The organism is Chryseobacterium subflavum (assembly GCF_055762745.1).
Map to the genome: position 1 here is coordinate 705,597 of NZ_JBVTMR010000003.1, position 22,624 is coordinate 728,220.

Sequence of the window (22,624 nt, forward strand, 5' to 3'; positions counted from 1 at the left end):
TTAACTTTAAAATTCAACTTTTATACTTGCACCAATTTCTCTCATAGATGGATGTGCTCCATTTTGAAAACCTAATGCATTTCCTGAACTCATTAAGGCTTCGGGATCGGCGTACGGTAAATTCTTATGAATAATCCATAGATTCCGTCCAATTAAAGAAAGTGTCATGCTGTCAATGAAAGAATTTCCAAAAGTTTCTTTAGGTAATTTATAGGAAATTGTTACATTTCTAAGTTTTACAAATGAGCCATCATAAACATGCATTGCCTCTGGTCCACCATAGTAGCCATATGGATTTCTATAGTTTGTAAAGCCAGCCCTTATATCATTAGGTATTCCGTCAGCCTTCACTCCTGGCAAAATAACTCCACCTCCATTTGCAAGAGTATTTCTTAAAGGATTACCCAGATCATTAAGTCCTGCTGTTTCTTTGTACAATCCTGTAGCAAGACCAAACGCCATATCTTGCGAATACACATCACCTCCCTTCTTCACATCAATTAAAAAGCTTAAACTTAAATTTTTATACCGGATTGTATTGATAATACTTCCTCTCCAATCCGGCACTGCATCACCAATTTTTTCTTGTGGATTTGTGCTTATCATATATTTACCATTACTATCAACTACACGTTGCCCATTTAGGTAAACATAATTAGTTCCTCTGATAGTCCCAGTAGATTCTCCCAACATTGCTCCGGAAGTAACATTCCACATTGAAGCAAATGGTAAGAAATCTGTTTCTCCATAAATCTTAGTAACCTTTGATTTGTTTTTAGACCAGTTGGCAGTAACTTCCCAGGAAAATTTAGTAGTTTTTATTGGGACAACAGTTAACCTTGCTTCAATACCTCTGTTTTGAATATCACCTGCATTTATCCATCTGCTTGTAAAACCTGATGCTCCTGAAATATTGGTTGGGGTAATCAGATCCTTGGTTTTCTGTTGGTAAACCGAAACATCAAAACTTATTCTATTTTTAAAGAAACCCATTTCTAAACCTGCTTCCATCTCATCCAGCATTTCAGGTTTTAGATTTGGATTTGCCGCTACATCTCTTGCACTTGCATTGAAAGAACCGTTAAATGCAGGATTAAAAGCATAAGTATTTAATAAATTATAAGGTCCTGTATCATTCCCTACCACTGCATAATTTAATCGAACTTTACCAAAGCTAATTTTATTTTTACTAGCTAAAAGTTCAGAAAAAACAAAGCTTACAGAACCGGAAGGATACCAATATGTATTGTTACTAATCGGCAAGGTTGATGATCTATCTCTTCTAATAGATCCGTCTAAGAATAACATATTTTTATATCCTAAACTAGCCTGGGCAAAGATTCCGTCAACACTTTTATTTTCATCGAAATCGCCAACATTCACTTCTGTCAAGGGCTCCGCACTGTTTGTGATAGAATATAACCCAGGCACCTTTAGGCCTCCATTGGTTAGTCCTGAATTACCATACCTTCCGTTTCTTCTAAGATTAAAACCTACATTTCCATTCAGGCTAAAATCTGCTCCCAAATTTTTATTAATGTTTAAAATAGCATCATAATTCATTTCATAAACCTTGTGGGTCATAAAATAATATTCACCTTTACCTCCGTTACTGCGACGCCCCTGATTAGATGAACCGGTTGCTACTCTTTCCTGCCTAAGCTCGTCGAAAGTATCAAATGCATATCTTCCCATAAAACTTATCCAATCAGTAATCTTATAGTTAAATCCAAAGTTTCCGAAATATCTATTTCTTGTATCTGACTGATAATTCTGGTTTCTGTTAAAGAAATAATTATCAGTATATCCTACTTCTTGCTTTGTATAATCTTTAATATTCCAGGTTATATTTTGACCTGTAAGGTTGTAGGCTTCTCTTTGCTTATCCATGTCTACAGACATATTCCACCACTGCCTGAATCCCTGCATAGGATTTCTGGATTCATATCCTGTGTATACTCTTCCCCTCCCGTTAGTATTTATATAATTTATATTACCAAAAATATTAAGCTTCTCTGTAAAATTATAGTCCGCGGAAAAGTCAATTGTATTTTTTCTTATTTCGCTATTATCCAAAGCTCCCTCTTGTAGAAAATTGGTATACCCCAATCTATATTTTCCTTTTTCATTTCCTGCAGAAAAGGCAATGGAATTTTGATATGTTGCTGCAGTATTCCAGATCGAATTAGGATCTTTGCCTGCTACCCAGGGAGTAGGCTTAAGATATCCCGGTAATTGAGGATATTGGGAATCCCAATTATAAACATAAAGATTAGGATCAAAACGGGTTCCGAAAGAAGCATCATCATAGGTGTAAACAATATTATTCTCCACAACACCATTCCCTTTAATGTCACCACTATAAAAAGAATTCCCTGTATAGCCACCACCATATTCATGTTGATACTTTGGAAGTGTAGACTTATCTACAAATCCTAAAGTTGTTGAGCTGTTAAATTCTATTCCAATTTTTTTGCTCTTTCTTCCCTTTTTTGTCGTAATCATGACCACACCATTCATCCCCCTTGATCCGTACAAAGCACTTGCCGCCGCACCTTTCAATACATTGACACTTTCAATATCATTAGCATTAAGATCTGCTAATCCATTGGAATAATCATACCCTCCACCTCCGGAGCCAATCCCACTTTGATTAAATGTTTCATTATTAATTGGTGTTCCATCAATTACAATTAATGCCTGATTACTTGAGGTTAATGATTTAATGCCCCGTATAACCATATTGGTGGATCCTCCCATTGTGCCAGACTGAGTAATGTTTAAACCTGCAACTTGTCCTGCTAATGCATCTGAGACATTAGCTACAGGTACTGCGGAAATCTGGTCTCCCTTCACTTCCTGTGTTGAATATCCTAAGGATTTTTTCTCTCTTTTAATTCCAAGAGCGGTAACAACAACTCCTTCAATGTTTTGTGTTCTTACTGTATCACTTTTCCCTTTTTGTGCATATGATACAGCTAGGGATGAAGACAATATAAGTAAGAGAACACCAGCAGTAGTTTTCTTCATATATAATTAATTTTTTAGCCTCACAAATTTGTTAAACTTTAATTAACAAGACAAAAGAAAACGACACAAAATTACCGATTACTCAAAAACAATGAAATTAATCCATTATTTTGTTAATATTTTAAACCAAAAATTAGCAAATAAATAAATATAAGTAAGCTAAAAATTAGCATATCCCAGTAAAAAAGAATATCAAATTGGATATATACACTACAAAAAGAGCGAATATTAACATCTTTTATTTTAAAATAGTTATAATCTGGCAATATGATTTACATCTTGTATGTTTATTACTATTAATTGGTAAAAAATGAAATGGCCGGGATAAATCCCGACCATTTTGACACAAAGTATTGTTTAATATGAATCTTAAATATATTATTAAAACTTGTCCCAGAATAATTTTGTAGTTGCTTTATCGCCACCAATTTTATTCGCAGCTGCCTTCACATTTGCACCGTTTAATACATATTCCTGATCGGAATAAGGCATTCTGTATGGTACAGAAGACAAGTTTGATTTTGGAGGGTTCACAAGAATTGGATTATCTAAGCGTCTTGTAAAGTTCCAACTGGCAAATCCTTTATTAAACATGGCAATCCATGCCTGAACTCCAATCGATTGCTTCCAGTTAGCCGCATTGTAAGGATTAATTGCCAGATATGTTGCTATATTAGCAGTACTAACACCATTCTCTCTTAAAGATTCTGTAACAGCAGCTGTATAAAGATCTACTGCTGTACCCCCAGCTGAATAATTTCTGGCAGCTGCTTCCGCTTTAAGAAAAGCAACTTCTGCATAGCTCAATAAATTCGACGAAGCAGTTGCAGATCTAAAATAGGGACCTAATTGAGAAAAATTAGTATATGGATCATTTAACTCACCAAAAACACCTCCTTTATAAGCACCTGCAACTTTTGTAAACCATACATCCATTCTTGGATCTGATAAGTTTTTCATCGTATTCACTACCAATTCGCTAGGTAAGAAGTCATTTCTGTTGGAAGCCACTAAATTATCAAATACGGGATTTGAAAAAGTATTTCCATCATATTTAAACTTGTAGGCTTCATCATCTGAAGAAATAACACCACTAGCAATTGCAGATTCAACCGTAGTTTTTGATAATGTAGGATCAACATCTGCTAAATTCATCCCTAATCTTAGTTTAATAGAATTAGCAAATTTTTTCCATTTGGCCATGTTACCTCCGTAAACCAGATCAGCATAACCAGTAGATGCAGGCTTTATGGTAGCTGTAACAGCATCGATTCTGTTAATCAAATCAAGATAAATTGTTTTCGCGTCATCATATTTCGGAGTTAGAATTTCATCAGGCTTAAATGCTTCTGAATAAGGAACATCACCATATGTATCCACCAAATTTTCCCAGATAAAAATCTCTTCAATTTCCAGCGTTGCTAGTTTATTTGTTCTGATATCGTCTGTCTCCACCTCGTTTTTCAGATTCAATTTTGCTTGTCTCAGGTTATTAATACTGTAAACATACATCCTATTAAAATGGTTACGAGGCTGATTACGAGTCACTAAATTATACTGAGTTTCATCTGGATATTGAGTTTCAGCCCACTGCTGTGTAAAAAATCTGTAATTATTAAAATTTACACTTGGATTATCCATATAGTAGGAAGACTGATACATTGCAGTAGCTAGCAAATTATCAGATGGAAGAACTGAAGGATGCTTAGGATCATCGTTAAGAGACGTTAAATCACTTTGACATGAACTTAAAGTCAACCCAATACATACAGATACCAAACCTAGTTTTATAATATTTTTCATTTGTAAAGTAATTTAGAATTTAAATGTTACATTAACACCAATATCTCTTGTTGTTGGCATCGAACCGATAGACCACCCATAAGAGTTAAGGCCTCCACCTACCATCGCCTCAGGATCAGCATATGGCAAATTCTTGTGAATAATCCACAAATTCCTTCCAACTATTGAAATTTTAGCATCATAGATTTTAGTCCCTGCTAACAGAGATTTAGGAAGCATATATCCGATGCTTGCTTCTCTTAGCTTGATGAAAGATCCATCATAAACAAAGGCGCTTGCCGGTTGTGTTTTGTATCCCATAGATCCATTGTTATCAACCGGCGATAAAGCAATAGTATTTGGGCTGCCATCAGGAAGAACTCCCGGCAGAACAATAGGCTTATCCCTGTAATCTCCGACAGCTGTTTCTTTATAAAGACCTGAAGAAAGGCCGTAATACATATCCGTTGAAAATACATCACCTCCTTTTCGCATATCGATCAAGAAACTCAAGGAGAATCCTTTATAACTGAAGCTATTTCTAATTCCTCCAATCCAATCAGGTGTAGTGTTACCAATAATCTGATTAGGATTTTGTAAATATTTACCTGTTTTAGGATCAATAACTTTTTGTCCGTTTAAATATGTGTAATCAGCACCAACCAAGGTGCCCCAAGCTTCTCCTTCTCTTGCATTTAAAGAAACACCACCCTGGAAACTATTTACTAAAAGATTAGAAATTCCTGGATATATACTTACAACCTGGTTCTTATTTTTTGACCAGTTTGCATCAATATTCCATGTAAAATCTTTAGATTTTATTGGAACCAATCCTAGCTGTACTTCAACTCCACTATTATCAATTCTACCTGCATTGAATACTTTACCTAAATACCCAATAGCTGCCGATGTAGGAAGTGGTGAAAGAATCTGATTTATAGTTCTTGTTTTATAGTAAGCAAAGTCAAGCGTTATTCTATCCTTTAAAAAATGAGCTTCTGTTCCGATCTCAAATTCTTTAGCTCTTTGAGGTTGTAAATTAAGAAAAGGCTGATTGATAATCGGATTATATATTCCTATTCCAGATAAGATTCCAGAGGCTCTATAATTATTAACTAATTGATAAGGATCTGCCGTACCTCCTACCTCTGCGTAGTTTGCTCTTAATTTCCAAAAGTTCATCCAGTTTTTCGTATTAAGAATTTCCGACATGATTAAAGAGCCGGTTACTGAAGGGTAATTATATACATTATTACCAGCTAATAATGTTGAACTCTGATCTATTCTCCATGTTGCATCCACGTAGAATTTTTTATAAAAATCAAATGAAGCAGTAACGTATCCTGAATTAGTTTGTGTGGTATATTCAGTTTCATCTGATGCTAATGGTGATTTTTTGGAATTTGATAATGCATAGATCCCAGCAACGATTAATCCTCCCTCTGTTGAAGCATACACAGAATTATAGTAATTTCTTCGAATATTTCCACCCACAACCCCGGAAACATTAATATTATCAGTTATATCAAATTTATAATTTACCATTAAATCATAATTGGTCTCTGTTCTTAGCACATCACGTCTCGCGTAACCTGAACCAATAGAATTATTTGATTGCCCGAAAGCCTGTGGTAAAGATCCAACAGCTAATCTATTCTCTGCTAAAAGATTTGATCTGTCATATGAAACCTTTCCAGTAATAGAAATATTATCTAATAAATCATAATTTAACTGTGCGTAAGTAAAGTTTCTATATCTTTTATCTGATGTATAATTTTGATAGGCCTGGAAATATGGGTTATTCCAATATGCAGGTCGTCCATCAGCGGCTGATTTTCTACTCCAGGTAACATTTCCATAATTATTTGCAGCACTGGCAACACTAGGATCAACATTTGCAAAATAAGCCCTTTCTAGATCGGTCACATCTACGTTAGTTTGCCACCATTGTCTGAAACCTGTTGCTGTATTATTTGAATATCCTGTAATACTTCTACCTTTAGTATCCTGCAAAGTCATTGTAGAATAAAAAGTGGAATGCAATTTTGGAGTCAGATCGTAATTAATTTTTAGGGAAAGATTATTTTTGTTGAGATGAGAGTTAGGCATTAACCCATCGGACATCATATTTTCGTAGGTAAAGCTTATGTTTTTCCCCTTTTGTCCTTTTTCCAGTGTTACGCTATTAATGTATGTGGCAGGGTTCTCGAAAAATTTAATAGGTCCATTTTTTGCAGCCACCCATGGTGTCGCTTTTTTATAGTTAGGAGAAGTTGGATCAAAAGAATCCCATTGGTAAACCATTAGATTAGGGTCAAATTTTGGCCCCCATGATGCATCAGCTCCATAATTAGCATTATTAAGACCATCTGCTGCCTGCGATCCAAACTTTTGAGAATAACCTGCTCCATATCTTGTCTGATATTCAGGGAAGGTGGATTTATCAATAAATCCTACTTGTATAGCAGATGAAAGTGTAATTCCCCAAGACCCATCATCCTTTCCTTTTCCATTTTTGGTTGTGATAACAATAACCCCATTTAATCCTCTTTCTCCATATAATGCGGACGCTGCTGCTCCTTTTAATACATTAATCGATTCGATGTCATCCTGATTGATATCAGAAAGAGCATTACCATAATCAATATTTTTTTCCTGAGTATTGGAGTTATTAACAGGCGATCCGTCAATAACAATTAACGGGTTACCTCCTCCTAATGTTTTCATCCCTCTGATAAGCAGGTTGGAGGACCCTCCAAAATTATTATTGGTAGTAACGTTAAGACCAGCTACTTTTCCAGATAGCTGAGCTGCAATATTACCCGTATTTGTAGTACCATCGGAGAGTGCACTCGCTTTAATCTCCTGGGAAGCATACCCCAAAGACTTTTTCTCTCTCTTAATACCCAAGGCAGTCACAACGACTCCCTCAATGTCCTGGGTCTTTACCGTATCATTCTTCTTCTTTTGCTGAGCGTTTATAACAGCTAGGGATGAAGATAACACCAGTATAAGGATACCCGTAGTTACTTTCTTCATATCAAATTATTTTTAGCGTTACAAATTTGTAAAACTTTTTCTACAACACAAAAGAAATAGACGAAAAAGTAACGATTAGACAAAAATTAACAAAAATTAATGAATAGAAAAATGCCAAATATGTTAAAAACATGCATTTTAACAAAATATAGATAATTATAACATGTATTAATTACAAAAATAGAATCAGTCTATTAAAAAGCCATACTAAATCATTAATTGGTGATATTTATGTATGAAAAAATTCAAAATAAATACACAAACAACTGTATATCATATATTTAAGAAAGAACAAAAAATAAACACTAATCTTTATAAGCTATATATTAAGTACTCATTATGAAGTAATCAAACGATAATTATTATGCATTACATAATTTATTTTTCTCCCTATAACCTTAAATAATTCATCATTCTCTGAAATTTAGAATAAAAAAAACATTATAGTTTAAATCAGATCAGATGATTTGTAAAAAAAATAGCCGGAATAAATTCCAGCTATTTATCTATTGCATTTCTTAGTTTAAAATTTATCCCAGAAAAGTTTTGTTGTAAGCCTGTCACCGCCAATTGCAGCACTTGCTGCAGCGTAGTTCGTACCATTGGTTGTCGCCTCTGCAGCCGGATACTGAAGTCTTACCGGTACTTTTCCATTAGCATTTGGAATTGCAGTTGCAGGCGCAATCAACTGTGGATAATCTAATCTTCTATAGAAATTCCACGAAGTTACTGCTTGATTATACATAGCTACCCACGCCTGCTCACCAATAGACTTCTTCCAGTTGGACGCATCATAAGGATGAGCAGCTATATATGCAGCTGCGTCAGCACCCACACCCCATTCAGTAAAGGAAGCAGTGATTGCTTCACCATATAAAGTAGCAGGATTTCCTCCTATACCCCATCTTGCAGCAGCTTCAGCGAGATAGAAGGCAACCTCTGTATAGCTTAAAATAACACCAGGAGTAGTTGCAGTATAGGCAAATTCACCAGCATTCGAGAATTCAGAAAACTCACCAGGTGCCCCAATAACCTGACCTACATAATTACCATCAACATCAGTATAGTACTTAGCAATTCTCGCATCATTAGAATTATTCATATAATCTACCAACGTTTTACCTGCAATAAAGTCATCTCTTGAGCCTGTTTCTTGAAACATAGGGTTCTCATTTGGAGATGCTGCTAAATATTGAAATTTACAATCATCCAGAGAAGAAGCCAGTACTCCACCAGTAATCGCCTTGTTAACTGTTGATTGAGCCAAGGCAGGATTAACATCAGCAAGAGCAATTCCCAACTTTAAAAGCAGCGAATTTCCAAACTTTTTCCATTGCGCGTTATTCCCTTTATAAAAGATATCTCCGGAAGCAAACGAACTCCCTCCAACAACTAAATTACTTAAATCACTTTCTAATTTACTTATCAGAGAAGAATAAATATCAGATGCTTTATCATATTTAGGAAGAGGATATACATCAATATTTAAAGCTTGCGTATAAGGAATATCTCCGTAAGTATCAACCAATACCTGATAAGTATAGATCTTCATCATATCCACTATAGCTAGTTGATTTGTTTTTTTTGCAGGCCAGGTAGACAATTCCGAAGGTGGTGGTACATATGCTTTAATTATCTGCTCTGCCTGGTCTAAATTTTTCAAAACATTTACATAGTTATCAGTCCAGACATTATTGGATACATTCCGATTGGTAAAATCATAATTACTTTCATTCACATAAATCGTTTCCTGCCAATATTGCATCGTCAATCTGAAATTATTCTCATTTACACTTGGCGTATTCATGTAATCACTAAGTTCTTTTTGTGCAAAAGTAACTAAAGACTCCTGAGTCGTATTATAAGCTGCATGTGGATCCAAATTTACATCATCTCCCGTTGTACATCCTACAAATAAAAGAGCTAATATTGGTGTTATTATATATTTTTTCATATTCTTTAAAAATTAACTTTTACATTAAACGAAATGTTTCTTGTTGCTGGCATAGGACCAGATTGATACCCTTGAATATTACCTGAAGACAGCCCTGCTTCCGGATCTGAATATGGTAAATTCTTATGCATAATCCATAGATTATTCCCAATTAAACTCACTGACATTCCCTGTATAAATTTAGAATTGAAAAAATCTTTATCAAATCTATAGGTGATAGAAACCTCTCTTAATTTTATAAAGCTGGCATCATAAACAAAAGCAGCTCCCGGAAGATCTGTTCCCAGTACCTGGCTTGATTGTGATTTATCCAATCTTATTGTATTTGGAATATAGCTACCTGGGTTATTAGGATCTTGCATTACACCTGGTAGTATGACCCCTCCACCATTTGCTAAAGTATTTCGAATTGGATTTCCAAGATCATTTATTCCTACAGAATCAGGATAAACACCTGTTCCATATCCATAGAACTGATCTAATGAATATACCTTACCTCCTTTTTTCCAATCAATTAAAAAACTTAATGAAAAGTTCTTATAGCTAATTGTATTATTCAAACCTGCAGTCCACTTAGCCTGAAAACTTCCCTGATTATATGTCGGCGTATCCGTAACTAAATAAGCTCCATTTGCACCAACAATTGGTTGTCCATTCGAATCTCTCACATAATCAGAAGTCCAGATTGAGCCATAATCTCCATTTAAAGGAGCATTAATACTTACACCGCCCTGTGATCTACCCATCGTTATATTTTCAATTCCCGGGCTAAGAGCCGTAACTTTTGTCCATGGATTTGACCAGTTTAAATTAAGATCCCATGAAAAATTACTTGTTTTAAGTGGTGTTGCATTAATGGATACTTCAAAACCTTTTGTCGTTAATTCTCCTGCATTTTGAGTTTTAGCAATAGCTCCGTTTGCAAAAGATACTGGTAAAGGTAAAATTTGATCGAAGGCTTTATTACGGAACCAGGCAACATCAAAGCCTAGACGGTTTTTAAACATTCTTGCCTCAATTCCGAATTCTATATTTTTCAAACTCTGAGACCTCAATTCAAAATTTCTTAACGTTGTATTGTATGCATAAACAGGAATATCTCCATAAGAAGGCTGGCTGAAATATCTATTCAACAGTTGATCAGCTTGAGTATCTGAACCCACTTCAGCATAAGCAGCTCGAATCTTACCAAAGTTAAGCCATTTAGCATTGATAAGATTAGAAAATACAACACTGGCAGATAATGATGGATACCAGTACACTGCATCATTTTCAGGCAATGCCGTAGACTGATCTCTCCTGTATGTCCCTTCTAAATAATAGGTATTTTTATAACCTAATGAAATCTGAGCAAAAGCACCATAAACATATTTGGAAACATCTGAAATCAATGGTCTAACTGGGGAAGATGCTGAATTGGCGATTGTATAAATACCTGGAATGTATAATCCTCCTGAGGTCGATTGTTGATTTGAATATACTTTCTGAACATTAATATTTCCTCCTAACAACGCATTAATATTGAAATCATCGGTAATATTCTTTTTATAGGTACCAATGAAATCATAATTTGTTTCAGAAAATTTATATTGACTTGTGGCATAACCTGAAGGTTGATCAACAGTCCCATTGAGTCCAAAATCATTTCCAATATAAGACCCTACAGCTTTCCTATCTTCCGTTATCATTGTATAACCATCTCTTCCCATACGGAACAGTAAATTGATGTCCTTTGTAACATCATAATTTAAACTAAAATTTCCAGCAAACCTATCTCTTGAATCATTCTGATAATTCTGGTATCGCTGAAAATAAGGGTTATCCCAAAAAGCCGGAGTTAAGTCCGTAATACTTTTCATGTTCCAAGTATAATTTTTATACGATCCCATATAGAGATTTCGCAAATCATTTATATCAACATTTGTTGGCCACCACTGTCTAAAATTGGTCATAATATTATCATTATACCCCGTAGTATTACGCCCAACTGTCTTTTGAGTTACATAATTTGCATAAAAATTTGCCGTTAGCTTATCTGTGAGTTTGTATGATGCATTTCCACTAAAGTTATTTTTTATCAGTGAGCTATTAGGCATAATATCTGTGGCATCAGTATTTGCATAACTCAATCGGTAAGTTGCTTTTTCGTCACCTCCACTAAAGGAAAGGGTATTTACATAATTGGTTCCGGTATTAAAAAATTTAATAGGACCATTTTTTGCGATTTGCCAAGGGGTTCTTTGTCCTTCAGTTGGAGAACCTGGTATAAATGCACCATATTGCCAAACCATGGAACCATCATATGCTGATCCGTAAGAAGCATCATTTCCGAAAACAACCCTTGGACTTCCCTGATATAAAGCACTGCTAAAACTGTTACCTGTATAACCTTGCCCATACTGTGTTTGGTATTTAGGGAAAGTAGATCTGTCAACCGTTGACATAGTAATGGAACTTGAGAACTCCATTCCTATACCTTCCTTATTTTTCTTTCCTCTTTTAGTTGTGATAATAATAGCTCCATTTTGGGCCCTGGAACCATAAAGAGCAGTCGCTGCAGCTCCTTTAAGGACATTTAAAGTTTCTATATCATTTGGATTAATATCCGCAACTGAGCTTCCGTAATCATACCCACCGCCACCAGTCGCCTGATTGGCCGTGTTTATATTTTTATTTAAGATAGGAACCCCGTCTACAACGAAAAGAGCCTGATTATCACCTAAGAGCGATTTATAACCTCTTGTAACAACGTTTATAGACCCCCCAAAGTTTGTACTCTGTTTGATTTCCAGACCTGCTACTTTACCCGATAAGTTGTTTAGGAAGTTGGTGGTAGGATTTTTATTTACAGCATCTCCTTTTACTTCTTGAGTTGCATAACCGAGAGATTTCTTTTCTCTTTTGATACCGAGGGCTGTCACTACAACACCTTCAATATCTTGCGTTCTTACAGTGTCACTTTTCTTTTGCTGAGCATTGGCAACAGCTATAGATGAGGACAATACCATAATCAGAACACCTGATGTTATTTTCTTCATATTAAATTGATTTTTGTGATAATACAAATTTGTAAAACTTTCTTAACAACACAAAAGAAAATAGTAAAAAATTAACAATACTTCAATAATCAATAAAAATAAACATCATTAAATAGTTAATTTTTGTTAAAAATTAACTATTTAATAAAAACCACTTAACCAATAGCTCAAATAATTATTGAAATACAACAAGTCTACAAAAACACTATACTAAATCAATAAAAAGTGATATAAATGGAATAAAAACACAAGAAATACAAAATAACTATTTAATAAACAAATACTTATAAAACAATTAGAAAAAATAAAAAAAAGAGTAATACAATTTAAAAGATAGAAAAATAAGCAATCATACAGATCCAATGATTTGCATAATAATATTTTTTTTCAATTAATTTATTAATATTAGCATAAATTATGAAAATAATAAACTAAAAAAACCGCCAAAAGGCGGTTTTAAATATATCAAAAAATGTTCTTAAATTAATTTTGATTCCAGAATGGAGTATATTGATTCTTAACAAATACTTGTGCACTTGTAATATTTGGTACATGCGCGGAGTTTGCAGCATATTCAGAGAATGGATATACTAATCTGTAAGGCTTGTTAGGGTACTGTGCTGTTGTTGCCATTGGCGTGTACGGATATCCTGTTCTATTGTATTCAATAAACATTTCTGTAGGATTAATATTCGTTAAAGCAATCCATTTTTGCGTCATAATAGCCTCCAACTTCTGAGCATCACTACCCATCCACCCAAGTCCTGGCCTTGTACTAATGCCAGTTAAATAAGTTGCCATCTGACTAGTATTTGCTCCTAACCAGTTTGCATTTGATGTAATTGCATCAGTAAATTTAGCTTGACCTACTATTCCAGTAAAAATGGTAGGCCAACGAAGAGCTGCTTCAGCTTGCAGTAAATCACTCTCTGCTTTGGAAAAGAGTACTCCCCCTCTCGCATTATTATTAGTAAGTATCGTAAGCCAAGAAGTTGTAGCAGCAGAAGTAAAGTTACCTACTCCTAATTTAGAAGTATTAACATTATTAACTGGCACACCCGGTTGCCCAGGTATATTCCCTTGTCTAATCCCTTTTAAACCAACAAAAGGATTCCCATTTGCGTCAACAGAATTTACATTCGTAAACAATCTACTTCTTCTAGGATCTTTAAGCCCCGTAAACTTTGCATAATCACTGCTATTCAAAATAACATTTCCTTCTAATGCATTTGCCATATGCTCGGAGACAACTATAAAACTATAGTTCTGTACTGATGTATTTGCCGAAGTCCTAGCCCACGTAAGAACATAAGGATTCATTTGATCATCATTTCCAGAAGAGTATCCAGGATTAACAGTCACTTCCGATTCAATAAATCCACCATGCTGATCCGGATTCGAAGGCGAAGTTCTAGCAGCAAGCGCTTGCAATTTCTGGTTTCTATAAGTCTGCAAATCTCCCGTAACTTTAGACATCCTAATCAAAAGCCTCAGCATTACTGTATTAGAAAATCCTTTCCATTTATCCATATCTCCTTTAAAAACTATATCAGGAGCAGTTATTGGCAAAGCATCTGGATGCGCCGCATCCAGCAGAGCATTAGCTTCTTCTAGTTTAGAAATTAAGCTTTTGTAGATATCTACATCATTATCATACACTGGCGAGGTATTTACCTGTCCTTTGAAAGCCTCACTATAAGGAGCATCTCCATACAAATCTACAATATACTGCATATAGTATGCCTTCATAATTTTAGCAACAGCAATATAATTATCTTGTTTATGATCAGGATTTGCAAATTTTTCCATCTGGTCGAAATTAGCAATCCTAGGATACAATCCCCAGATTCCAGTATAAAAAGTATTATCTACACTATTAAGATTAAATTCTCTCTGAAAAGGACTGGTGAAAGTATAAGCATTTCCAGCCCAGCTGTTCATCATTAAATTACCAAACTGCACCATTGTACCAGCCTGAGTTCTATAAGCAGTACTAATAGCACCTGGAAGCATAAGTTCCGGAGTAATATCTTCCGCTTGAATTGCATTCGGATTGTCATTGACATCCAAATAATCATTGGAACAAGAGGTTGCTGTAAGACCTAATGCTGCAACTAAAAGTATTGTTAAAAATTTATTATTCTTCATGTTATTCAAAAATTAAAAAGTTACATTTAGGTTAAAACCAAAATTTCTTATACTAGGATACTGTCCATTAAGAGCAATACCAGCTGCATTTCCAGAAGTTGAAGCCGTTTCAGGATCTGAATAATTTCTGTTATCCTTAGCATAAATGAAGAAAGGATTTCTTGCATAAACACCAATTGATAGCGAATTAACAAATGTGTTGCTTAAGATTGATTTTGGAAGGTCATAACTTAAGGCAATTTCTCTTACTTTTAATGCCGTCCCATCAACAACAAATTCTTCCCCAACAGACCTGTATGGCCCAGTGAAATACGCATTTACACCAGTATATGAAGGATCATTACCTACCGGCGTTGTATTAGGAACATACTGCCCATTCACTAACTGAACAGAATTCGGAACCACATACCCTTTTGATCTGTCAAAATCAGCAGTTTTCTCCGATGAACCCATACTTCCTAATAATGACTTATTGAAAGCAACAAAGCTATTCCCAGTTCTATAATCAGCCACCGCACTCAAGGTTATTCCTTTAAATTTGAATGAAGTACTAAATCCTAAAATATAATCCGGATTTACTTTACCTAATACTTCAAAAGTAGAAGTCGCCAAAGGAGTACCGTTTGCATTTACTATAATATTTCCATTAGGATCTCTTTGATATTTAGTTCCCTTAATTACCGGGAAATTTTCTCCTTTAACAGCAAAAATACCCACACCAGGCGTTCCATAGGTTGATAATGCTACTTCATCAGCACCATCAGCCAATCCTAAGATCTTAGTTTCATAAGTAGTATAAGACCCTCTTACTTTCCATTCAAAATCTTTCGTTTTGAATGGCGTAAATCCTAAATCCAATTCAAACCCCTGGTTTCTGCTATTCCCAATATTATCTTGGAATGCTACAATACCAGAAGCTAGAGAGGTAGTAATTGTTGTAATCAAGTTATCTGTATCATTTCTATATACGGAGCCATCAAAGGTAATACGATCATTAAATAATCCTAAGGACAATGACGCCTCTTTAGATTTAAGGAATTCAGGCTGAATCCCTTGATTATATAAAGTTGTAGCTGGTAGATAAGATGATAAACTATTAAAAGGATATCCAGTCGGGAAAACCCCAACACGATCCAATCCATAAACAGGCACAGTTCCCGCGTTACCCACTTTACTATAAGATAAACTCACTTTAGCATAATTCAACACCTTTCCTTTAATGGAGGCAAACGCTTTAGTAGGAATGAATGATGCACCGAAAGAATAGTATGGGTAACCTTTATTACTAAAGCCCAATTTCTCTTTGTTAGGACCTACCGGATTTTGACTTAAAACAGAGTTTTTCTCATATCTGAAAGTAGAGTTGAAATATAAGAAATCTTTGTAGCCCAAATCCAAGTTAGCAAACCAAGCATAAGATCTTTGCTGGTTCTTACTATTATCAAGGTTATAAAATTTATCCGGCTGTAGTACATTATTAATATGATACCAACCTGGTACCTGCAAATTCTTACCCCCAACAGAAGTTATTGAAGAAGAAGTATCCTGAATATTATGCCCAACATTAAATTTCAAGTTCAGATCATCAGTAAGGTCATAATTAAAATTAGCCATCAAATCTCCATAATATCTAAAGCTAGATGCAACGCTTTTATAATATTCAGAAACAACCGGCTCCGGACCATAATCTGTAGGATGGGTTCCGTCGATAGGAGTTCCAGTTCCGTCATATAATCTATCGTATGCGAAATCATTTAAATGACTTTCCGTTACAGTAGACCCCATTACCGCAGTCCCAGCATAAGTAAAGGATACATGATCATTTAATTTATATTCTAAATTAATCAAACCAGAAAATGTTCTGTCTTTTGTATCCGTTCTATCATTTTCAATTGTCCAATATGGATTAGTTGCATATATTGTATAACTGGCATCCGGTAAAGCATTTTTAAATTGCCTTACGTCTACATTGGTAGGAGTTTGTATTAACTGACCATATAAACCCGAGGAAGTTGTTGATGTTTTCAAGTCCAGGTAATTGATATTACCATCAATTCTAAATTTACCAAGCTGCTTACCTGCTTTAAAAATAAAATTATTTCTTTTCAAATTATCACGCTCAACTACGAAGTCATTTTCCGCTCTGTTTAATGACAAGAAAGCATAAGAATCAGCTCCACCAGCTGTAACCGATAGTCCATTCTGGATCAGTACACCTGTTTTAAAAAACTTGCCAATATGATTATTCTTTGGACTAAAAGTCTCAGTCTTCCAAACATTATTAGCATCAGGCATACCCACTATTAAAGTCTGACCTCCTAATGCTGATGAATAAGCAGGCCCCCAGTTAGAGTTCTCATAAGGAGTCCAGTTTGTTCCCCCAAAATCAGTAGTGTCAAATGTATCACCAGGATACCCTTGTCCATATTGCTTTTGGTAAATAGGCAGTTTAAAAACAGAAGAAAAGTCTATTGAGTTAGTAAGACTAAATTGAAGTTTTTCTGATCTACTTCCTTTCTTGGTAGTAACAACAATTACCCCATTACTTCCTTTTTCACCATAAAGAGCTGCTCCTTGCATCCCTTTGATAATATTCATATTATCAATGATTTCAGGAGGTAAATTTTGCAATATCCCTAATGTAGAAATTACACCATCTATAACAACTAATGCCTGGTTATTTCCAGAAATTGATCTAGGCCCTCTTAAAACAACTCTAGTAGTTGAGTTTACCGAATTATTCGTTGTATTAATTTGTAAACCAGATACTTTACCTGTGAGAGATTGCACTGCATTCGGGTTATTCGCCTGTGTAATCTCCGCATTATTTACAACCTGATTAGCAGATGTAATCGCATCCTGTCTTTTCTTTAATCCAAGAGCTCCGGTCACAACGACTTCCCGTATGTCCTGAGTTCTTATAGTGTCAGTCTGCTTTTTTTGCGCGTTCACGACCATAAAAGAGGAAGTAAGAACTATAGCCAAAACACTTGTAGTTAATTTCTTCATATTTAAACTGATTATTTTTTTTATTAAATGCAAATATGTAAAACTTTCTTAAAATAACCAAATAAATTGTTAAAAAGATTTAAAATAATAAATGATCAAATACACATATGAATTATATTTAAAGATTTAATAAAATTAAGCTAAATTTAACATAAATCACTAATTCGTGTTATTTTTTAAATATGATAAAAATTTTATAACTCAACTAGAAATATTAAATAAATAAGATAAATATACTGCCATTTACACATATTGCCCCAAAATATATTTTTCTTTATTTTTACAAAATATTATAGTGTTTTATATATTATTTTAATGGATTTATTACAAAGTTGGTCAGAGAGTTACATAGAAGCAGGATGTGATGAAGTTGGAAGGGGGTGCTTGTCAGGGCCTGTGGTTGCTGCAGCTGTCATCTTAGACCACAGCTTCAAACAAAGCTTAGTAAATGATTCTAAAAAATTGAATTTTAAAACCAGAATGGATCTGGATAATTATATAAAAGATAATGTTAAAGATTATGCTATCGCAGAATTACCTCCAGCATTCATTGACTTACACAACATTCTTAATGCCAGCATCCATGCAATGCATCTGGCATTAGATAAATTAACAACAAGACCGGAACTAATTCTGGTGGACGGAAACAAGTTCCATCCTTATAATTATATTCCACATCAGTGCATCATTAAAGGAGATTCTAAAATCCTTTCAATTGCTGCAGCTTCTATCTTAGCTAAAAATTACAGAGACCAGCTGATGATTAAATTACATGATGAGTTTCCCGAATACGGATGGGATACTAATTTTGGATATGCTACTAAAAAACATCAGGACGCACTTATAAAATTTGGCCCCACAGTACACCACAGGCAATCTTTCAGACTTAAATATGATTAAAGAGGTGCAATAAAAAAGAGGTGCAAATAATTTGCACCTCTTTTTTATTATCATGATAAGATTATTTCTTCTTATTTCTCTGTTGTTCCTGAGCTCTTTGTTGTTCCTGAGCCTTCTCCATCATCTCCCGCATTCTTTTCTGGAATTTACCTTCAGTTTTTGGTTTTTCCTTATTCGCCTGGATCTGGGCATGAATTTTCTTTTCATCCAGGATCACATATTTAATAACAAGGATAATCAAGATGTTAATTGCATTGGATACAAAGTAATACCATGAAAGACCAGATGCAGAAGTATTCAGGAAAAATAAAAATGTAATTGGGAAAATGTACATTAATACTTTCATATTTGGCATTCCCTCCTGTTGAGGTTGCTGGATATTTCCTGATGTCATGATAGTATAGATTAAAATTACCACCGTACACGCTAAAGCAAAAACACTCAAATGATCTCCCAGGAAAGGAACTTTAAATGGTAATCTGATTAAATCATCATAAGCGGTCAAATCTTTTGCAAACCAGAAACCTTTTCCTCTTAAATCAATAAAGTTCGGGAAGAAACGGAATAATGCATAGAAAATAGGAATCTGTACCAACGCCGGCAAACAACCCGCCATTTGATTAACACCAGCCTTTCTGTAAATTTCCATTGTAGCTTGTTGCTTCTTCATCGGATCCGCATCCTTTAACTTCGCATTAGCCTCATCAATTTCAGGACGAATTACCCTCATCATAGCACTCAATTTATGTTGCTTGTACATAATTGGCGATAGGATAAGTTTAACAATGATCGTCATAAAGAAGATCACCCAGCCTGCTGTTAATCCCCAAGATGCAATAATATTATACATTGGCATGAAGAAATAGCGGTTCATCCCACCGATAAATGACCAACCCAAAGGTAATATCTCATCAAAGTTTTTATCATATGATTTTAATAACGGTAAATCTAATGGCATAAAATACCATGTAAAATCCTGATTCAATTCACTCCCTGTCATCTGAACAAATCCTTCATAGTTGAATTTCTTCAAATATTCACCCTCTTCTATTGATTCCTGATTTCCTTTACTTTGTGTAAATCCGTTTTTAGCTTCAATCACAGAAGAGAAGAATTGCTGTTTTACACCAATCCAGTTAAGAGTTTCTTTCTCTTCTTCCATGGTCGTTCTTCCATCATAATCATAGCTCTTATAGTTATTAAATGCATAAGAAAATTCTGAGTGGGATTGTTCCTGAGCTCTACCTTTTTCTAAATTTCTCACATTATAATTCCAAAGAAAATCAGCCTTGGTATCAGAAGTTACTGAAGCCAACCCCTGAGTTCTTACTTTAAAGTCTAATGTATATTTAGGAAGTAATGTATAAATAAACTGAATAACAGCACCATTGTAATTAGCTGTCATCGTTACAGCATTTCCATTCACTGTCGGAGAGAAAACCAGGTCTTTCGTATTAATAACCTTACCCGTTTTATCCTTAAACTGAAAACCGTAGTTTGAGTTATTCTTATTGATTAAATAAAGAGGGAGATCAGCCTGATCACTTTTGTGATCATACGCTTTGTATTTTAAAAGTTCTACTTTAGAAACTTGCCCTCCCAAGCTGGAAAATTCCAATTTCAATTCATTATTTCCTAAAGTAGAAACCTGAATAGCGTTAGGAGTTACATTTGGATTGATATTACTTGCCTGAGTTTGTTTTACGGCAGTTTTTACCTGTTCAGTTTTTTGTTGCTGAGCTTTCAACTGTTCCTCTTTCTGCTGTTTATTCTGAAAATAAAACATGAATCCGAAGAGAACCAAACATAAAACCGCAAAACTAATCATTTGACTTTTATCGAGTCCGTTGTTCTGTTGCATTTTGATTTTATTAAAATTATTTTTTCATAATCCACCGTAAAATTCAACATTAAATTCCACCCTGGATTTCGAGCTGACAAAAATACTGATTTTTTATCAAAACTCTATCTTTTACTCTATTACAATATGATAAACTCAGGCTGATAATAATCAACCTGAGTTTAAATATGACGTTTAATCGATATAAATTCCTTTATTTCTTCTCACATGCTTTAATAAAAGCTCTGAATAACGGATGCGGTGTTGCAACCGTACTCTTATATTCAGGATGATACTGCACTCCTACATAGAACGGATGATCATTAAGCTCAAGAGCTTCAACCAGTCCGGTTTCAGGATTAGTACCTGTTGCAAAGAATCCGTTTTTTTCAAATTCTTGTAAATAATCACTGTTGAATTCATAACGGTGACGGTGTCTTTCAGCTATATTCTTACTTCCATAGATATTGGAAAGTTTAGAGTTATTCTTCACAGAACACTTCCAAGAACCAAGACGCATCGTTCCTCCTTTATCAACAACATTCTTTTGCTCTTCCATTAAAGAAATCACAGGATGCTCTGTAGCAGTATCAAATTCCATAGAATTTGCTTTAGAATACCCTAAAATATTTCGTGCAAATTCAATAGTCATAATCTGCATTCCTAAACAAATTCCCAACATAGGAATTTTATTTTCTCTTGCATATTGAGCTGTCAATACTTTACCTTCAATACCTCTGTCTCCAAAACCAGGAGCAATAAGAATTCCATTAACTCCTTTTAAAGTTTCTTTGATATTTTCCTGGGTGATATCCCCACTATAAACCCATCTCACTTTTACTTCCGTCTCAAGATCTGCTCCGGCATGCTTAAATGCTTCAGCGATAGAAATGTAAGAATCCTGAAGAGAAACATATTTACCTACTAAAGCAATTTCAACAGTCTTTTTTGGATTCTGGAATTTCTTAAGGAAACTCTTCCAATCTTTAAGATCCGCTTCTTTATCACTCTTAAGATCCAATTCTTTTAGAACTACATCATCAAAGTTCTGTTTCTGAAGGTACATAGGGACTTCATAAATAGTTTCCAAATCTTTGCACTCAATTACATTATCCAAAGGAACATTACAGAACTGAGCTAATTTAGCTCTCTGATCTTTTGGTATTTTATGCTCTGTTCTGCAAACCAAAACATCTGCCATAATTCCGCTTTCCATCAATTGACGTACGGAATGCTGAGATGGTTTTGTCTTTAATTCTCCACTGGAAGCCAGATATGGCAACAGGGTTAAGTGAATTACCATAGAATTCTTTTCTCCCAATTCCCATTTTAGCTGACGTACAGTTTCAATGTATGGCAAAGATTCGATATCCCCTACAGTTCCTCCGATTTCAGTAATAATGATATCGTAGTTCTGCTTGGATAAAATTTTAATCCTACGTTTGATTTCGTTAGTGATATGAGGAATTACCTGAACTGTTTTTCCTAAAAAGTCGCCTTTTCTTTCTTTTTCAATTACAGTCTGGTAGATTTTTCCTGTAGTAACGTTGTTGTTTTGAGAAGTGGGAGCATCTAAGTATCGCTCGTAATGACCTAAATCCAGATCCGTCTCCGCACCATCTTCGGTTACATAGCATTCTCCGTGTTCATAAGGATTCAAAGTTCCTGGGTCAATATTAATATAAGGATCTAGTTTTTGGATCGTTACATTAAAACCGCGTGATTTCAGCAATAGTCCCAGAGAAGCAGAAACAATTCCTTTTCCCAAAGATGAAGTTACACCTCCTGTCACAAAGATGTATTTAGTATTCTTTTTACTCATTAGATTAGGTTTGTGCAAAGTTATGGGAAAAAGAAATACGAGGCAATTTATTTGCTAAGAAA

10 protein-coding genes are annotated in these 22,624 nt (G+C 34.7%); 1 reads left to right on the forward strand and 9 read right to left on the reverse strand.

The features are described from left to right. Nucleotides 1-6 precede the first annotated feature (6 nt). The 7 genes from AC0INN_RS16710 to AC0INN_RS16740 all read right to left on the reverse strand — a co-directional run bounded on the left by AC0INN_RS16710 (nucleotide 7) and on the right by AC0INN_RS16740 (nucleotide 18,000). Nucleotides 7-3,030 carry a SusC/RagA family TonB-linked outer membrane protein gene (locus AC0INN_RS16710; RefSeq protein ID WP_306614142.1) on the reverse strand — a complete coding sequence of 1,008 codons (3,024 nt, stop codon included), beginning with the start codon at nucleotides 3,028-3,030 and terminating at the stop codon, nucleotides 7-9. A 381-nt stretch (nucleotides 3,031-3,411) separates the two neighbouring features. Continuing rightward, nucleotides 3,412-4,833, reverse strand: coding sequence for a SusD/RagB family nutrient-binding outer membrane lipoprotein (locus AC0INN_RS16715; protein WP_306614144.1), 1,422 nt, complete (start codon nucleotides 4,831-4,833; stop codon nucleotides 3,412-3,414). A gap of 12 nt (nucleotides 4,834-4,845) precedes the next feature. Beyond that, the gene (locus tag AC0INN_RS16720; protein ID WP_172280494.1) at nucleotides 4,846-7,851 is read right to left on the reverse strand and encodes a SusC/RagA family TonB-linked outer membrane protein; all 3,006 of its coding nucleotides are present in this window, start codon (nucleotides 7,849-7,851) and stop codon (nucleotides 4,846-4,848) included. Between the two features lie 523 nt (nucleotides 7,852-8,374). Then, complete coding sequence (locus AC0INN_RS16725) at nucleotides 8,375-9,805, reverse strand: SusD/RagB family nutrient-binding outer membrane lipoprotein (protein ID WP_273649455.1); 1,431 nt, start codon at nucleotides 9,803-9,805, stop codon at nucleotides 8,375-8,377. A 5-nt stretch (nucleotides 9,806-9,810) separates the two neighbouring features. Continuing rightward, a complete protein-coding gene (locus tag AC0INN_RS16730) occupies nucleotides 9,811-12,843 on the reverse strand; it encodes a SusC/RagA family TonB-linked outer membrane protein (protein WP_306614149.1) in 3,033 nt (1,010 codons plus the stop codon). Between the two features lie 483 nt (nucleotides 12,844-13,326). Beyond that, on the reverse strand, nucleotides 13,327-14,991 hold the full coding sequence (locus AC0INN_RS16735; RefSeq protein WP_273649460.1) for a SusD/RagB family nutrient-binding outer membrane lipoprotein: 1,665 nt from the start codon (nucleotides 14,989-14,991) through the stop codon (nucleotides 13,327-13,329). Nucleotides 14,992-15,003: 12 nt separating this feature from the next. After that, complete coding sequence (locus AC0INN_RS16740) at nucleotides 15,004-18,000, reverse strand: SusC/RagA family TonB-linked outer membrane protein (RefSeq protein ID WP_273649462.1); 2,997 nt, start codon at nucleotides 17,998-18,000, stop codon at nucleotides 15,004-15,006. Nucleotides 18,001-18,315: 315 nt separating this feature from the next. On the opposite strand from AC0INN_RS16740, the gene AC0INN_RS16745 reads away from it, so the two are divergent. Continuing rightward, nucleotides 18,316-18,900, forward strand: coding sequence for a ribonuclease HII (locus AC0INN_RS16745; RefSeq protein WP_273649464.1), 585 nt, complete (start codon nucleotides 18,316-18,318; stop codon nucleotides 18,898-18,900). 61 nt (nucleotides 18,901-18,961) lie between these two features. Here AC0INN_RS16745 and yidC read toward each other — a convergent pair whose 3' ends face one another. Beyond that, nucleotides 18,962-20,761, reverse strand: coding sequence for a membrane protein insertase YidC (gene yidC, locus AC0INN_RS16750; RefSeq protein WP_172280506.1), 1,800 nt, complete (start codon nucleotides 20,759-20,761; stop codon nucleotides 18,962-18,964). Between the two features lie 193 nt (nucleotides 20,762-20,954). Beyond that, nucleotides 20,955-22,562 (reverse strand): CTP synthase, encoded by a 1,608-nt coding sequence (locus tag AC0INN_RS16755; RefSeq protein WP_273649467.1) that lies wholly within the window; start codon nucleotides 22,560-22,562, stop codon nucleotides 20,955-20,957. Between the last annotated feature and the right edge of the window lie 62 nt (nucleotides 22,563-22,624).

Excerpts from the sequence above, each read along its gene's own strand:
- AC0INN_RS16710 (WP_306614142.1), bottom strand. The coding sequence starts at position 3,030 with ATGAAGAAAACTACTGCTGGTGTTCTCTTACTTATATTGTCTTCATCC.
- AC0INN_RS16715 (WP_306614144.1), bottom strand. The coding sequence starts at position 4,833 with ATGAAAAATATTATAAAACTAGGTTTGGTATCTGTATGTATTGGGTTG.
- AC0INN_RS16720 (WP_172280494.1), bottom strand. The coding sequence starts at position 7,851 with ATGAAGAAAGTAACTACGGGTATCCTTATACTGGTGTTATCTTCATCC.
- AC0INN_RS16725 (WP_273649455.1), bottom strand. The coding sequence starts at position 9,805 with ATGAAAAAATATATAATAACACCAATATTAGCTCTTTTATTTGTAGGA.
- AC0INN_RS16730 (WP_306614149.1), bottom strand. The coding sequence starts at position 12,843 with ATGAAGAAAATAACATCAGGTGTTCTGATTATGGTATTGTCCTCATCT.
- AC0INN_RS16735 (WP_273649460.1), bottom strand. The coding sequence starts at position 14,991 with ATGAAGAATAATAAATTTTTAACAATACTTTTAGTTGCAGCATTAGGT.
- AC0INN_RS16740 (WP_273649462.1), bottom strand. The coding sequence starts at position 18,000 with ATGAAGAAATTAACTACAAGTGTTTTGGCTATAGTTCTTACTTCCTCT.
- AC0INN_RS16745 (WP_273649464.1), top strand. The coding sequence starts at position 18,316 with ATGGATTTATTACAAAGTTGGTCAGAGAGTTACATAGAAGCAGGATGT.
- yidC (WP_172280506.1), bottom strand. The coding sequence starts at position 20,761 with ATGCAACAGAACAACGGACTCGATAAAAGTCAAATGATTAGTTTTGCG.
- AC0INN_RS16755 (WP_273649467.1), bottom strand. The coding sequence starts at position 22,562 with ATGAGTAAAAAGAATACTAAATACATCTTTGTGACAGGAGGTGTAACT.